This window comes from Kribbella soli, from assembly GCF_004331345.1.
Taxonomy (GTDB): domain Bacteria; phylum Actinomycetota; class Actinomycetes; order Propionibacteriales; family Kribbellaceae; genus Kribbella; species Kribbella soli.
The window spans coordinates 167,581-181,367 of sequence record NZ_SJJZ01000006.1 but is presented as its reverse complement, the minus strand read 5'-3'; the positions used below and the strand labels follow the sequence as shown (position 1 = coordinate 181,367).

The window sequence follows — 13,787 nt, the reverse complement described above, 5'->3', positions numbered from 1 at the left end:
CTTGACCTTGACACTGTGTCAAGCCGGAAGGTGGCTGCATGTTCACCATCGGAGACTTCGCGGCGTTCGGGCAGGTGTCGGCGCGGATGCTGCGGCACTACGACGCGCTCGGGCTGCTTCGCCCGGCCGTGGTCGACGCGGCGACCGGCTACCGGTTCTACTCGGCCGACCAGTTCAGCCGGCTGAACCGGATCATCGCGCTCAAGGACCTCGGGTTCAGCCTGCAGCAGGTCAGCGAGATCGTCGACGCCAAGCTGTCCGCCGAGGAACTGCGCGGCATGCTGCGACTGCGGCAGGCCCAGCTCGAGGACGAGTTGGCCCGCAGCGCGGCCCGGCTGACGAGCGTCGAGGCGAGGCTCCGACTCATCGAGAGGGAAGGTCACATGCCCACCGAAGACGTCGTCCTGAAACACATCGCCCCGACCCGGGTCGCCGAACTGTCCGCGATCTCACCGAGCTACGACGGTGCGGACATCGGCCCGGTGCTGCAGCCCTTGTTCGGGCAGCTCTTCGAACGCCTCGGCGCGGCCGGTGTGAACCCGTGCGGTTCGCCGGTCGCGTACTACGAGGACGCCGAGAACGACACGATCCGCGTGCACGCCGCCGTACCGGTGGAGACCGGGACGGCGGCGGACGTCGACGTACTGGAGCTTCCGGAGCTCGCGCAGGCGGCCACCATCGTCCACCAGGGCGACATGATGGAGGCCGATCGCAGCATGCAGACGTTGGCCCGGTGGATCGAGGACAACGGCTACCGCAGCCAGGGCTACGCGCGTGAGGTCACCGTGCAGTTCGACCCGGACAACCCGGCGAACTGGGTGCACGAGTTCCAGATCGCGATCACAAAACCAAACTGACCGTTGCAAAGGAGTGCGGCGGGAGCGTAACCCGCAACCCGCGCGGCTCCGGTTCCAGCTTCAACGGAACCGGAGCCACCGCATCCGGATCCGCGACAGTGTTGTAGGTCTGCGGTTTCGATGCCGTCAGCAACCGTCCCGTGACCTCGCTGGGCGATCCGCCGCGAAGATCCAGTACGACGTCCAGCGACGCAGTGGGGTCGAGGTTGCTGACGGACACCAGCGCCCGCCCGTCCTTCACCGAGGCGGACGCCGACACCAGATCCATCGCCTTGCCGTCGAGATCGTAGGTCGTCGGTTCGATCACGTGCACCGGCACCGACGTCGCGTCCTGATGTCCCTTGTTCATCTCGAAGACGTGGTACGTCGGCGTACGGACAAGCCCGCCTTCGTCGTCGGTGAGCAGCATCGCCTGCAGCACGTTGACCGTCTGCGCGATGTTCGCCATCACGAGCCGCTCGGCGTGCCGGTGGAACACGTCGAAGTGCAGGCTCGCGACGAGCGCGTCCCGCATCGCGTTCTGCTGGTACAGGAACCCGGGATTCGTTCCCGGCTCCACATCCCACCACGTGCCCCATTCGTCCAGCACGAGACCGATCTTGCGCTCGGGGTCGTACGCGTCCATCAGCGCCGAGTGCGCACGAATGATCCGCTCGATGTCCTGCGCCTTCGACATCGTCCGGTAGTAGTCGTCGACGCTGAACTCGGTCGCGCTGCCCTTGTTCTCCCAGCTCCCCGCGACCGTGTAGTAGTGGAACGAGATCGCCTGGTAGATGTTCTTGGGGTCGCGCCCGCAGCCCAGGCAGCTGACCGCCTTCAGCAACGCCTCGGTCCAGGCCAGGTCGTCGTTCGACGCACCCGCCGCGATCCGGTACAGCTTGTTGTCGCCGTGGTCCTTCAGGTACGTGGCGTACTGCCGCGCCAGGTCGGCGTACGCCTCGGCCCGCAGGTTCCCGCCGCAGCCCCAGGCCTCGTTGCCGATGCCCCAGAACGGCACCTGCCACGGCTCGTCCCGGCCGTTGGCCTTGCGTTGCCGCACCATCGGGCTGTCGCCGTCGCGGGTCAGGTACTCGACCCACTCGCTCATCTCCCGCACGGTCCCGCTGCCCACGTTCCCGTTCACGTACGGCGCGGCGCCCAGCAGCTCGCACAACGCCATGAACTCGTGGGTGCCGAAGTGGTTGTTCTCCTCGACGTTGCCCCAGTGAGTGTTCACCATCGACGGCCGGTCCGACTTCGGTCCGATGCCGTCCTTCCAGTGGTACTCGTCCGCGAAGCAGCCGCCCGGCCAGCGGAGGTTCGGGATGTTCAGCGCCCGCAGCGCCTCGACCACGTCCAGGCGGATCCCGCCTTCGTTCGGGATCGGCGAGTCCTCGCCGACGTAGAACCCGCCGTAGATGCACCGCCCGAGGTGCTCGGCGAAGTGGCCGTACAGGTGCCGGCTGATCGTCGGTCCCGGTACGTCGAGATCGATCGCGACGCGTGCTTCAGGCATTGAGCCCTCCTGGGTCTTTACAGTGGTCCGCATGGGGAAGCCATCGAGTGTCGTGACGATGGCCGACGTCGCCCGGTTCGCCGGGGTATCGACGATGACGGTGTCGAACGTGATCAACGGCCGGCCGCGGGTCGGTCCGGAGACCCGCGACCGGGTGCTGGCGGCGATCGGCGAGCTCGGGTATCAGGTGAACCTGGCCGCACGGCACCTGCGCGCGGGCCGCACCGGCGTGGTCGGTCTCGCCGTACCAGAGCTGGAACGCCCGTACTTCGCCCAGCTCGCCGCGCGTCTCGCCGACCGGTTCGAGGCGCATGGCCTGCGGATCGTCACCGAACGCACCGGCGCCAGCCGGGAGGGCGAAATGGACGCGGTCGCGTTCTCGCGGCTGCGGATGTACGACGGACTGATCCTCAGCGTGGTCGACATCGATCCGGCCGAGCTGGGCCAGCTCCGCACCGATGCGCCGGTGGTGATGATCGGGGAGCGGGCGCTGCCGTCGCGTTTCGACCACGTGATGATGGACAACGTCGACGGCGCCCGCCAGGCCACCGCGCACTTGCTCGCCACCGGCGCGCGCCGGATCGCGATGATCGGCGGCGATCCGACCGGCTCCGCGACCATGCCCGCGCTCCGGGCGGAGGGCTACGCGCTGGCGCACACCGAGGCCGGCGTACCGGTGGACCAGGAGCTGAACGTCCGCTGCTCGTTCGGCCTGCAGGACGGGTACGACGGGATCCGGGCACTGCGCGATCGCGGGACCGCCTTCGATGCCGTGTTCGCGCTGACCGACGTACTGGCGATGGGCGCGTTGCGCGCGCTCGCCGACGCCGGGCTCCGGGTGCCGGACGACGTCCAGGTGGTCGGCTTCGACGACATCGACGAGGCGGCGTACCTGGTGCCGTCGCTGTCCACGGTCAACCCGGGGCACGAGGAGATGGCCGACGCGATCACCGCGTTGCTGACGGCGCAGCTCGGCAGTCCGGGCGGCGACCCGAAGGAACTCGTCGTACCCGCGCAGCTGGTCCTCCGAGGCACGACGAAACCCGCCGCCTGACCTCCGCCGTCGTCGCACGGCAGTAGGTATATCGATAAACTAGCGCCAAGACAAGTGCTTGTCGCCCCTCAGGCTCACGTACGGTGGACGCTTCGGACGCCCACCAGCACGAGGAGCTCGACCAGTGACGACCACCTGGCGACGCTCGCCGGTCCGGATCCTGCTCGTCACGCTGATCGTCCTGGCGACGCTCTTCCTGGCCTTTCGGGTCGCCGTCATCGCATCACTCGAGGTCTATTTCGGCAGCGGGTTCGACCACCGCCGGTTCGACAAGCTGGAGACGGAGTTCGACCAGACGCAGGCGGCCTTCAGCGAGGCCGAGGGCCGAATGCGGGAGTTGGCGGCCGCCCACCCGCACGCTGAACGGATCGTGTGGACCCGAGCGTGGATCTGCGTGCGCGACGCCGGCCGGGCCGAGGTCTGTCAGCGGCCGACCCCTGACGATGAGGCGATGTACTTGGCTCTGCCGAGCACCGACAGGATCGTGCGTCAGGCGAAAGACCAAGAGCGCACGTTCTTCTGCTTCTACGGGGAAGACCCGCCGCGGTACACGATCATGCACGTACCCGACGGTACGAACGTGAAGGCGTTCGCGAAGGACCGCGGATTCCGGAGCACCCGGTCACTGGAGCCGGGGTGGGCCCTCCTCGGACCCATCCCCGACCTGAACCGTGAGAACGACCAGTGGCAGTAGGCGACTCAGGCGGCCAGTAGCTTCGCGACCTGTGTCATTTGGTCGTCCGTCAGCGGGCCGAGTTCCATCGCGCGGGTGTTCTCCTCGGCCTGCTCGACTGTCCGGAATCCGGGGATCGGCACCGTCCGCGGGCTCCGCGCCCACAGCCAGCCCAGGGCGCCCTGCGCGAGCGTCCGCCCGTCGCTCTGCAGTACGTCGCGGATCGCGGACACCTTCTCCCACCATTCCGGTGCCGGTACGCCGCCCTCGGCGAAGTATCGCAGCCAGGACGGCGGCAGGGTGCGGATGTCCGCGCCGGTCGCGGGCTTGTTCGCGTCCCGGCGGCCGAGGATGCCCATGCCGAGCGGGGTGCGGTTGATGCTCGCCAGGTCCTCGCGCTCGCACAGCGCGAAGAACTCCGGCGCATCGTGCAGAACACTCGCCTCGTGCTGGACCGCCGCGCAGTGCTCGCCCTGCGCGAAGAGTTCGGCGCTGTGCACCGTGTCGGTGCTCCAGGCGTAGCTGCGGATCAGCCCCTCGCGGACCAGTTCCTCGCAGGCCTCGCGCAGCGGCAGCGCGATCTCGTCGGTGGTGTCGAAGTGCAGCTGGTAGAGATCCAGGTAGTCGGTCCCGAGTCGTTCGAGCGACGCCCGTACGGCTTTGTGAACGTACTCGGGTGTCGTGTCCTGGTGGTGCATGGTCCGGGTCGACTCGTCGAAGGTGTTGCCCCACTTGGAGGCGATCACCACCTGGTCGCGGATCCCGGCGAGCGCCTGGCCCAGTACGCGTTCGCTGTGGCCGGCGCCGTACACGTCCGCGGTGTCGAAGAAGGTCACGCCGAGCTCGACCGCCCGGCGGATCGCGCGCACCGATTCCTCGTCGTCGACCACGCCCCAGCCGAGGGGTTCGCCGGCCGGGGTGCTGAACGGGCCCCCGATCGCCCAGCACCCGAATCCGACCGGGCTGACCTCGATACCTGCTCGTCCCAACGTGCGCATATCCATGCCGTCGAGCCAACCAGTTCGCCGATGATCCGTCCAATGAATCTTCTGCACAGAGTTGATGCGCACAGCGTATGTAACGAAATTGAGGCCTTTACCTACCATTAGTCGTTAGGTAACCTTCCTAACAATTCTGGCTCCGCGCCCCCGGAGGTATCTCATGAGACTGCGCCTGTTCGCGCTGGTGCTACCCGTCGGTCTGCTCGCCGCGCTCGGCGGTTCCGCCGCCAACGCCCGGATGAACGCCGACACCCTGCTGTCGCAGGGCAAGCCGGTGATTGCCTCGAGTATCGAGGACGACACCCTGACCGCAGGCAAGGCGGTCGACGGCAGTACGTCGACCCGCTGGGCCAGCGCCGAAGGTTCCGATCCGCAGTGGATCCGCGTCGACCTCGGCCAGCCGGCCGCCGTCGGCCGGGTCAAACTGAACTGGGAGGCCGCGTACGCGAAGGCGTACCGGATCGAGGTCTCCGACGACGGCACCACCTTCAGTACGGTCAAGACCGTTGCAGATGGCAACGGTGCGACCGATGATCTCACCGGCCTGCAGGGCCACGGGCGGTACGTCCGGGTCGTCGGCACGCAGCGCGGCACGTCGTACGGCTACTCGCTGTGGGAGCTCGAGGTCTACGGCACGACCGACTCGAGCGGTGACACCCAGGCACCGACGGTCCCGGCCGGTCTGAAGAGCACCGGCGCCACGGCCACCTCCGTCGCCCTCAGTTGGACAGCCTCGACCGACAACATCGGCGTCAGCGGGTACGACGTACTGCGTGACGGCACTGCGGTCGCGACGACGGCGAGCACGCAGTACAACGACACCGGGCTGACCGCGAACACGGCGTACAAGTACTCGGTGCGCGCCCGCGACCTGGCCGGGAACGTGTCGGCCGCGAGCGAGCCGATCGCAGTGACGACGCCGACCGGTGGGACCGGCGGGTTCGTGCTCGCGGCGGCCGGTGACATCGCAGACCGCTGTACGGCGTCCAACTCGGACTGCATCCATCCGAAGACCGCGAAGCTGGTCGAGGCGATGAATCCCACCGCGGTGATCACGATGGGCGACAACCAGTACGACGACGCGCACCTGTCGGACTTCCAGAACTACTACGCGAAGACGTGGGGGAAGTTCAAGAGCATCACCCACCCGATCCCGGGCAACCACGAGACGTACGACGACACTCCGTTCAAGGGGTACCACGACTACTTCGGCTCGATCGCGACGCCGCAGGGCAAGAACTACTACAGCTGGAACCAGGGGAACTGGCACTTCATCGCGCTCGACTCGAACGACTTCGTGCAGGAAGAGGGGCTCCGCGAGCCGGCACAGCTCACCTGGCTGAAGCAGGATCTCGCGAACAACACCAAGGGCTGTATCGCGGCGTACTACCACCACCCGCGGTTCAGCTCCGGCGACCACGGCGACAACCCGGACGCCGAGCCGCTCTGGCAGACGCTGGTGTCGGCGAAGACCGACCTGGTGCTGAACGGGCACGACCATCACTACGAGCGGTTCCTGCCGCAGAACGTCGACGGTGACAAGGACGCGAACGGCCCCGTCCAGATCATCGGCGGGATGGGCGGAGCGCCGCTGTACCCGGTGCACGCCGCGCATCCGGCGACGGCGAAGATCCTCTCGGACTTCGGCGTACTGAAGCTGTCGATGACCGACAACACGTTCGCCACGCAGCTGATCGGGCTCGACGGCAAGGTCCTGGACGGCAGCCCGACGTACAGCTGCCACTGATGTACCTCGCATCCGTCGGCCCGCTCCGGACACCACTGCGTCGTGTTCCCGGGAATGTCGTTGCCCTTGGCATCGTCAGCCTGGTGACCGACGTCTCGGCCGAGATGGTGACCGCGATCCTGCCGTTGTACCTGGTCTTCGGGCTCGGGCTGAACCCACTGCAGTTCGGTCTGCTCGACGGCCTGTACGCCGGAGCAACCGCCGTGCTGCGGTTGGTCGGCGGACATGTGGCCGACCGCTGGCGACGGTTGAAGACCGTCGCCGGCGTCGGCTACGCGCTCTCGGCGATCTCGAAGCTTGGCTTCCTGGCCGCCGGTTCCACGGTGCCGGCGATCGGCGCGGTCCTCGCGATCGACCGCGCCGGCAAGGGCATCCGGACCGCACCCCGCGACGCCCTCATCTCGCTGAGCAGTGATCCAGCCACGATGGGCCGCTCCTTCGGCGTCCACCGGGCCCTCGACACCATCGGCGCTTTCCTCGGCCCACTCGTAGCAACGCTCGTGTTGTGGGCAAGCCTCAACGACTACAACTCGGTCTTCGTCACCAGCTTCGCCCTGGCCACCTGCGGCGTCATCCTGCTGACCGCCTTCGTCCGCGACCAGTCTCCACCTGCCCCTACCTCGCGCAGTCTTCCGATGCTGAGTCTGCTGCGTGACCCGAACTTCCGCCGGTGCTGTCTCTGGGCGGCGGCACTCGGCCTGTTCACGATCACCGACTCCTTCGTCTACCTCGCCGTACAGCGTCGCTGGGACATCAGCACGAGCCTGTTCCCGCTGCTCCCGTTGGGGACCGCCGGCACCTTCCTCCTGCTCGCGATCCCGCTCGGACGCCTCGGCGACCGGGTCGGACGCTGGAAGGTCTTCCTCGGCGGACATCTCGCGCTCATCGTCGCGCTCCTGATCGTCTGCGGCCCGGTCGGCGCTTGGTGGCTGGTCCTCGCCCTCCACGGTGTCTTCTACGCCGCCACCGACGGCGTACTCCCCGCCGCTGTCGGCCCGCTCCTCCCCGAGAACCTCCGCGCCAGCGGTCTCGCCGTACTGCAAACAGGGCAGGCGCTCGCCCGCATGGCCGCAGCCGTCACTGTCGGTCTGCTGTGGACCCTCTGGGATCTCCGCCCGGCGCTCCTCGTGTTCACACTCGCCTTGCTCGCGGTCACGATCGCCGCCGCGATCTTCAAACCCTTGGAGGTACGCGTATGAGACGCCGTGTGCTTGCCGCCGCGATCGGTGTCCTCGCACTCGTCGGCGGCGCGATCACGTACGTCGCACACGCACGCAACGGTGGCGCTGCCGAGAACGCCGTACCGGTTGTCACGGGGCAGCCGATGCGGTTCGACGGCAAGACGCTGTTCTTCCGCAACCTTGCGGACGGACCGGACTCCGGCAAGCTGGCCGCCGTACCCGTGGCTGATCCAGGTGCTGCCCGGCGTGTGGGGGAGCTGCATTGCGAGCGGTTCGCCGCGGCGCACGGTACGGCGATCTGCCTGCGGCTGAAGGCCGGCTCACTCCCGGCGATGACCGATCTGATCATCCTGGACGCGAACCTCCGCGAACGGCATCGCGAGACACTCCCCGGTACGCCGAGCCGGGCGCGGGTGTCGCCGGACGGACGGATCGTGAACTGGACGCTGTTCGTGACGGGTGACTCGTACGCCGCCAATGGCTTCTCGACCCGCACCGGGCTGTACGAGGTGGACACCGGGCGGCTGGTGAAGACGATCGAGGAGCTCGCCGTGTTCGTCGACGGGAAGCGGTACTTCGCCTCGGACGTGAACTACTGGGGTATCACGTTCGCTGCCGACGGCAACCGTTTCTACGTGACGATGGCGAGCAAGGGGACGACGCACCTGATCGAGGCCGACTACCGCGCGTACCGCGGGAGTGCGATCGCCGAGAACGTCGAATGCCCGTCCCTGTCACCCGACGGCCGCCGAATCGCCTACAAACAAAAGGTCTCCAACGGCGTCTGGCGCCTCGCGGTCCTGGATCTGGCCAGCCGCCGCATCATCCATCCGCCCGACTCCCGCCCCGTCGACGACCAGCCCGTCTGGCAGGGCAACGACACCCTCCTTTACCCGCTCCGGAACTCCGACAACACCCTCGACCTCTGGTCCGTAGGCCTGACCACCCCGGCCAGGCTCCTCATCCCGCAAGCCACCACGCCGTCACTTGGCTAGCGCGCGGGGCGATGCCGGCGACGAACTCGGTGAGGTCGCCGCTCGGGTCGCCGCTCGGGTCGAACGCGATGGCACTGGTCAGTTCGGTGATCATCGCCATCACCAGCTCGGCCTTGCTCGGCCAGCGGCGGTAGATCGTGGTCTTCGCGACCCCGGCCCGTTCGGCGACGCGGTAGGACTATTTACGCAACTAGAGTAGCGGAAAAGAAACGCTGCCATGGATTGTCAGGGTTTGGTGTGACCGTTGACCGAGTGACCTCGCGACCCCGCTTGCTGCTGCCTGCAGCCTTCATCACGTCCCTCGGTAACAACATCCAGCTCCTCGGCGCCGCGCTGCTGCTGGTCCGCGCGCAGGGCTCGATGCTCGACGTCGGCTGGCTCTTCATCGCCGTCGCCGTACCGCAGGCCGTCCTTTCGCCGTACTTCGGTCGCCTCGCGGACCGTTTCGACCGGCGCATGCTGTGGATCATCTGCGACCTCGTCAGCGCGGCGGCCGCTCTCGCTCTCCCGGTCGGTCTGGCGCTCGGGGTGTCCCACCAGCCGCTCGTCTACGCGACCAACTTCGCTCTTGCCGTCATCGCGGCCCAGTTCATGCCGGCCAGTGCCGCTCTGATCCGCGAACGAGTCCCTACCGGGCAGCTTCGTCGCTTCAACGCGCACTACGAGATCGCCCTCCAGTGCGGCATGCTCCTGTCCGCTTCCGTCGGCGGGATCGCGCTCCAGTACTTCGGCCCGAAGCCGCTCTTCACCTTCAATGCGCTGACGTTCGCGCTCTCCGCCGTACTGGTGTTCGCGGTCGGAACGGGCCGCCACAGGCTGGAGGAGTTGCCGCAGGCAACAACCCGCACTGTGCGCGCGACCGCTGTACGGGCCATTCCACTCGCACCGCTGGCCTTGCTCTTCGGTCAAGGGCTCGTTGTCGTGACGGTCTTCAACGCCTTGCTTCCGGTGTTGCTGATCGGAGAGTGGCATCGCGGTCCGGCTGTCCTCGGTGTGGTCGACGCGCTGGGCGGAGCCGGCTTCCTGCTCGCCGCGGCCGTCTACCGTCGCTCTGCGGCACGCCTCGGTGACCTGAGACTCGCAGTCGGCGGATTCTTCCTCTGTACGACGTTGTTCGCGCTGCAGCCGTTGTTCGGCGTACCCGTGCTGATGGTGCTGGTGATGCTGGGGGCCTTCCTGTTCGGGCAGGCGCGGATCGCGACGCGTTCGTTGCTGATGACGTCGGTGGACGAGTCGCGGGTGGGACACGCGTTCGGTCTGGCCAACGGCTACGGTCTCGCCGCGACGATCGTCGTCATGCTGATCACCTCGGTCGTCACCGGTCACTCCGACACCCGCTACGGCTTCGCAACCGTCGCCGTGATCAGCCTGCTGTCCGCCGGGCTCGCCGCGGCGTGGATCTCAACCATTTCGCGCCGTGGCGCATCCAACCACCATGGAGCGCGACCAGTCGTTCGATCACCTGGCGGAGCGGTATGACCGGCTCGGCGAACTGACCGCCGACCACGTCGCCGACTGGCTCCCGACCGTCCTGCCCGAACGCCGCCGCCGAGCCATCGACCTCGGCTGCGGCGCCGGCCGGCACGCCGTCGTACTCGCGGACTACTTCGACCAGGTCGACGCGATCGACCTCTCCGGCCCGATGATCCGCCTCGCCCGCCACAAGCGTCCGCGCTCGAACATCACCTACCTCGAGTCCGGCATCCTCGAGACATCAGGGCAGTACGACTTCGTCACCACCTCGGCCACCCTGCACCACGTCGCCGAGCTCCCCGCAGTACTGCGGCACATCCGCTCCCTCGTCGCGGTCGGTGGCTGCGCGGCCCTCGCCGACACGGTGTCACCGCGTCCCGCGAACCCGCGCTGGTGGCTGTACGGCGGCGAGGTCCGGAAGCTCGCTCGCAACCTCATGCACCGCAATCCGCACGCCTGGGAGATCTTCGGGCTGGCGACCGGCGACTGGCTCGACCACCGCGTCTCCGACCGGTACCTGAGCCGCGCGGGCTTCGACCAGACGTACGGCGCCGTATTTCCGGAGGGCCGCTTCGTGCAGGTGGGCGGCCAGCGCGCGGTGATCTGGCGGCGACCAGATATAACAGCACTTATATAAGTGCTGTTATGATCGGCGCATGGAGGATCCCACTGAGCAGAGTTTGTGGCGGCCGTTGCACGAGTTGCTGGGGCGGCTGGATGCCGAGATCGGGCAGATCTACACCGATCGGGACATCAAGGGGCTGAAACCGACGTACGTGCGGGAGCTGCTCCAGCTGCACCTCAAAGGGCCGATGACGATCACCGAGCTGGCCGACGCGATCGGTCGGACGCACTCGGCGCTCAGTCAGAAGGTGGCCGCGATGCGCACCGCCGGCCTGGTCCGGACCGTGCCGGGTGCGGATGCGCGGAGCAAGCAGGTCACGCTCACCGCCAAGTCCAAGAAGCTCGTCGAGCTGCTCGCTGCCGAGTGGCGGGCGACGGAGGCCGCCCTCGCCGAGCTCGAGGCCGAGGTGCCGTACCCAATGACTCAGGTCGTCCGCGACGTCGAGGAAGCGCTGGCCAGGAAGAGCTTCCACGACCGGATCGCGGAGAAGCTGCAGTGAAGGGCGCGTTCATCGACCTCGAACCGCTGAAGGTCCTGACGTACCGGCGGTTGTGGATCGGACAGGTGCTGTCGGGGTTCGGCGGTCAGCTGACCTTCGTCGCGGTGATGTTCCAGGTCTGGGACCAGACCGCGAGCCCGGCCTGGACCGGCGCGGTCGGACTGGCGCAGGCATTGCCGCTGATCGTGCTCGGTCTGTTCGCGGGCACGCTTGTCGACCGGCTTGAGCGGCGCAAGATCTACCTGATCACCACGATCGGACAGTTGCTGACCGCGACCGTGATGGCCAGTCAGTTGGCGATCGGCCGGTTCCCGGTGGGCGTGCTCCTGGCGCTGGTCGCCGTACAGTCGGCGTTCGGCGCGACTGCCGGGCCGGTGGCGCGGACGGTGTTGCCGCAGTTGCTGTCGCGTGACCAGTTGGCCGCCGGGATCGCGCTCAACCGGATCGGGTTCCAAGGTGCGATGCTGCTCGGGCCGGCGCTCGGTGGCGTGATCGTCGGCACCTGGGGCGTCGGTGTCTGCTACCTCGTCGACGCGGTGAGTTTCCTCGCCGCGCTGTACGGCGTACTCGGGCTACCGCGCATGAAGATCGAGGGGGTTGCGAAACCAGGATTGCGCGGGGTCTGGGACGGGTTGACGTTCGTCGTCGCGACGCCGGTGATCCGGGGCGCGCTGATCACCGACCTGGCCGCGACCGTGCTGTCGATGCCGATCAGCTTGTTCCCGGTGATCAACGCGGAGCGGTTCGGCAACAACCCGCGGACGCTCGGTTTGTTCCTGACTGCGATCGCTGTCGGCGGGGTCGCCGCGTCGTTGTTCTCCGGGTCGTTCACCCGGTTGCCGCGGCACGGGCTGGTGATGCTGTGCGGTTCGGCCGGGTGGGGGATCGCGTTGCTGCTGTTCGCGTTCTCGCCGGCTGCTTGGCTGGCGTTGGTGTGCCTCGCGTTCGCGGGCGCCGCGGACACCGTTGCGGTCGTCTCCCGCAGCACGATCGTCCAGTTGCATACGCCGCCTGAGCTGCTCGGCCGGGTCAGCGCCGCCGAGCAGATCGTTGGCCAGGCCGGTCCCGATCTCGGCAACCTCCGCGGCGGCGTCGTCGCACAGCTCACCTCACCGGTCGCCTCGCTCGCCTCCGGGGCGTTGCTATGCATCGCGGCCGTTGCTGCGGTTGCAGCCAGTACGCCGGGATTGCGGCGGCCTGCCGTCACTCAGGACGCGTGAGACCGACCGTACGGAAGCCGGCGTTGCCCATCGAGGACTCCGGCGTGTTCGACGATCGGGCGGCGTTGCGGTAGCGGTTGCAGTACGAGTCGTGGCACAGGTACGAGCCGCCGCGCATCACCCGGGCCGCGCCCAGCGACGGTCCGGGCGGGTTCTCGGCGGGGGAGAACTTGTAGTAGCGCGGGCCGAACCAGTCAGCGCACCACTCCCACACGTTGCCGACCATCTGCCACAGCCCGAAGCCGTTCGGCCGGAAGGTGCGGACGGGGGCGGTGGTCAGGTAGCCGTCCTCCTCGGTGTTCGTCCGCGGGAACTCGCCCTGCCAGATGTTGCAACGCCACTCGCCGTCGGTTGGCTCGTCGCCGATCAGCTCGTCGCCCCAGGGGTACCGTGCGCCTTCGAGACCTCCGCGGGCGGCGTACTCCCACTCGGCCTCGGTCGGCAGCCGTCGCCCCGCCCACTTGCTGTACGCGACCGCGTCGTTCCAGCTGACATGGACGACTGGATGGTCGTCGAGCCCGTCGAGATCGGACCGCGAGCCGCCCGGGTGCCGCCAGTCTGCTTGGCGAACACCCACCCACCATGGGGTCCCGGACGCGGGTCCCATCACCTCGTCCGGTTCCGCGGCCAACGCCAGATGGAACACGGCGGAGTACCCAAAGGTCTCGGCCTCGGTCCGGTAACCGGTCGCATCGGCGAAGCGGGCGAAGTCGGCGTTCGTCACGCTGGTCGCGTCGATGCTGAACGGCGCCACCTCGACCTGATGCACCGGTGTCTCGCCGTCGGCGGCATTCTCGTCACCGTTGCTGTTACCCATCGCGAACGAGCCACCACTGAGCACAACCTGCTCGACCCCATGCTCCCCGCGCTGCTCCCCACGCGCCGGCGGAGGCGCCGCTGCCTCACCACGCGCCGGCGCACAACAGGACGGATGGTCATCGCTCATGCGTGCAAGCTTAGGTCGGCT

At 67.9% G+C, this 13,787-nt stretch carries 14 protein-coding genes; 10 read left to right on the top strand and 4 right to left on the bottom strand.

Annotation, left to right across the window (positions count from 1 at the left end; genetic code table 11):
- Positions 1-38: 38 nt before the first annotated feature.
- A complete protein-coding gene (locus E0H45_RS39925; protein WP_131347617.1) occupies positions 39-857 on the top strand; it encodes a MerR family transcriptional regulator in 819 nt (272 codons plus the stop codon).
- Here E0H45_RS39925 and E0H45_RS39920 read toward each other — a convergent pair.
- The gene (locus E0H45_RS39920; RefSeq protein WP_131347616.1) at positions 841-2,352 is read right to left on the bottom strand and encodes an alpha-N-arabinofuranosidase; all 1,512 of its coding nucleotides are present in this window, start codon (positions 2,350-2,352) and stop codon (positions 841-843) included. The genes E0H45_RS39925 and E0H45_RS39920 overlap by 17 nt on opposite strands.
- Before the next feature lie 31 nt (positions 2,353-2,383).
- Here E0H45_RS39920 and E0H45_RS39915 point away from each other — a divergent pair, with 31 nt between their 5' ends.
- Together E0H45_RS39915 and E0H45_RS39910 are read left to right on the top strand one after the other, a co-directional pair.
- Positions 2,384-3,406: a LacI family DNA-binding transcriptional regulator gene (locus E0H45_RS39915; protein ID WP_202872747.1), complete on the top strand. Its 1,023-nt coding sequence runs from the start codon at positions 2,384-2,386 to the stop codon at positions 3,404-3,406.
- A gap of 124 nt (positions 3,407-3,530) precedes the next feature.
- Positions 3,531-4,100 (top strand): hypothetical protein, encoded by a 570-nt coding sequence (locus E0H45_RS39910; RefSeq protein ID WP_131347615.1) that lies wholly within the window; start codon positions 3,531-3,533, stop codon positions 4,098-4,100.
- Between the two features lie 5 nt (positions 4,101-4,105).
- On the opposite strand, the gene E0H45_RS39905 is transcribed toward E0H45_RS39910, so the two are convergent.
- The gene (locus E0H45_RS39905; protein ID WP_131347614.1) at positions 4,106-5,083 is read right to left on the bottom strand and encodes an aldo/keto reductase; all 978 of its coding nucleotides are present in this window, start codon (positions 5,081-5,083) and stop codon (positions 4,106-4,108) included.
- A gap of 157 nt (positions 5,084-5,240) precedes the next feature.
- Between E0H45_RS39905 and E0H45_RS39900 the strand changes: the two genes are divergently transcribed.
- Genes E0H45_RS39900 through E0H45_RS39890 form a run of 3 tightly spaced genes read left to right on the top strand, consistent with a single transcriptional unit; the run spans position 5,241 to position 9,003 of the window.
- On the top strand, positions 5,241-6,827 hold the full coding sequence (locus E0H45_RS39900; RefSeq protein ID WP_202872746.1) for a discoidin domain-containing protein: 1,587 nt from the start codon (positions 5,241-5,243) through the stop codon (positions 6,825-6,827).
- Positions 6,827-8,026 carry an MFS transporter gene (locus E0H45_RS39895; RefSeq protein ID WP_131347613.1) on the top strand — a complete coding sequence of 400 codons (1,200 nt, stop codon included), beginning with the start codon at positions 6,827-6,829 and terminating at the stop codon, positions 8,024-8,026. Before E0H45_RS39900 ends, E0H45_RS39895 begins: the two co-directional genes overlap by 1 nt.
- Positions 8,023-9,003 (top strand): TolB family protein, encoded by a 981-nt coding sequence (locus E0H45_RS39890; RefSeq protein WP_131347611.1) that lies wholly within the window; start codon positions 8,023-8,025, stop codon positions 9,001-9,003. The genes E0H45_RS39895 and E0H45_RS39890 overlap by 4 nt, the downstream gene beginning before the upstream one ends.
- Here E0H45_RS39890 and E0H45_RS43055 read toward each other — a convergent pair.
- Positions 8,969-9,139 (bottom strand): hypothetical protein, encoded by a 171-nt coding sequence (locus tag E0H45_RS43055; RefSeq protein WP_202872766.1) that lies wholly within the window; start codon positions 9,137-9,139, stop codon positions 8,969-8,971. The two genes, E0H45_RS39890 and E0H45_RS43055, sit on opposite strands and share 35 nt — an antisense overlap.
- Positions 9,140-9,255: 116 nt before the next feature.
- Between E0H45_RS43055 and E0H45_RS39880 the strand changes: the two genes are divergently transcribed.
- The 4 genes from E0H45_RS39880 to E0H45_RS39865 are packed head-to-tail and all read left to right on the top strand — an operon-like array spanning position 9,256 to position 12,820.
- The gene (locus tag E0H45_RS39880; RefSeq protein ID WP_131347609.1) at positions 9,256-10,482 is read left to right on the top strand and encodes an MFS transporter; all 1,227 of its coding nucleotides are present in this window, start codon (positions 9,256-9,258) and stop codon (positions 10,480-10,482) included.
- Positions 10,439-11,113, top strand: coding sequence for a class I SAM-dependent methyltransferase (locus E0H45_RS39875; protein WP_131347607.1), 675 nt, complete (start codon positions 10,439-10,441; stop codon positions 11,111-11,113). The genes E0H45_RS39880 and E0H45_RS39875 overlap by 44 nt, the downstream gene beginning before the upstream one ends.
- A 19-nt stretch (positions 11,114-11,132) precedes the next feature.
- The gene (locus E0H45_RS39870) at positions 11,133-11,600 is read left to right on the top strand and encodes a MarR family winged helix-turn-helix transcriptional regulator (protein ID WP_131347605.1); all 468 of its coding nucleotides are present in this window, start codon (positions 11,133-11,135) and stop codon (positions 11,598-11,600) included.
- Positions 11,597-12,820, top strand: a complete 1,224-nt coding sequence (locus E0H45_RS39865) for an MFS transporter (RefSeq protein ID WP_131347603.1) — start codon at positions 11,597-11,599, stop codon at positions 12,818-12,820. The genes E0H45_RS39870 and E0H45_RS39865 overlap by 4 nt, the downstream gene beginning before the upstream one ends.
- On the opposite strand, the gene E0H45_RS39860 is transcribed toward E0H45_RS39865, so the two are convergent.
- Entirely contained in the window at positions 12,804-13,766 is a 963-nt protein-coding gene (locus E0H45_RS39860; RefSeq protein WP_131347602.1) for a formylglycine-generating enzyme family protein, read from the bottom strand. The two genes, E0H45_RS39865 and E0H45_RS39860, sit on opposite strands and share 17 nt — an antisense overlap.
- Positions 13,767-13,787 lie beyond the last annotated feature (21 nt).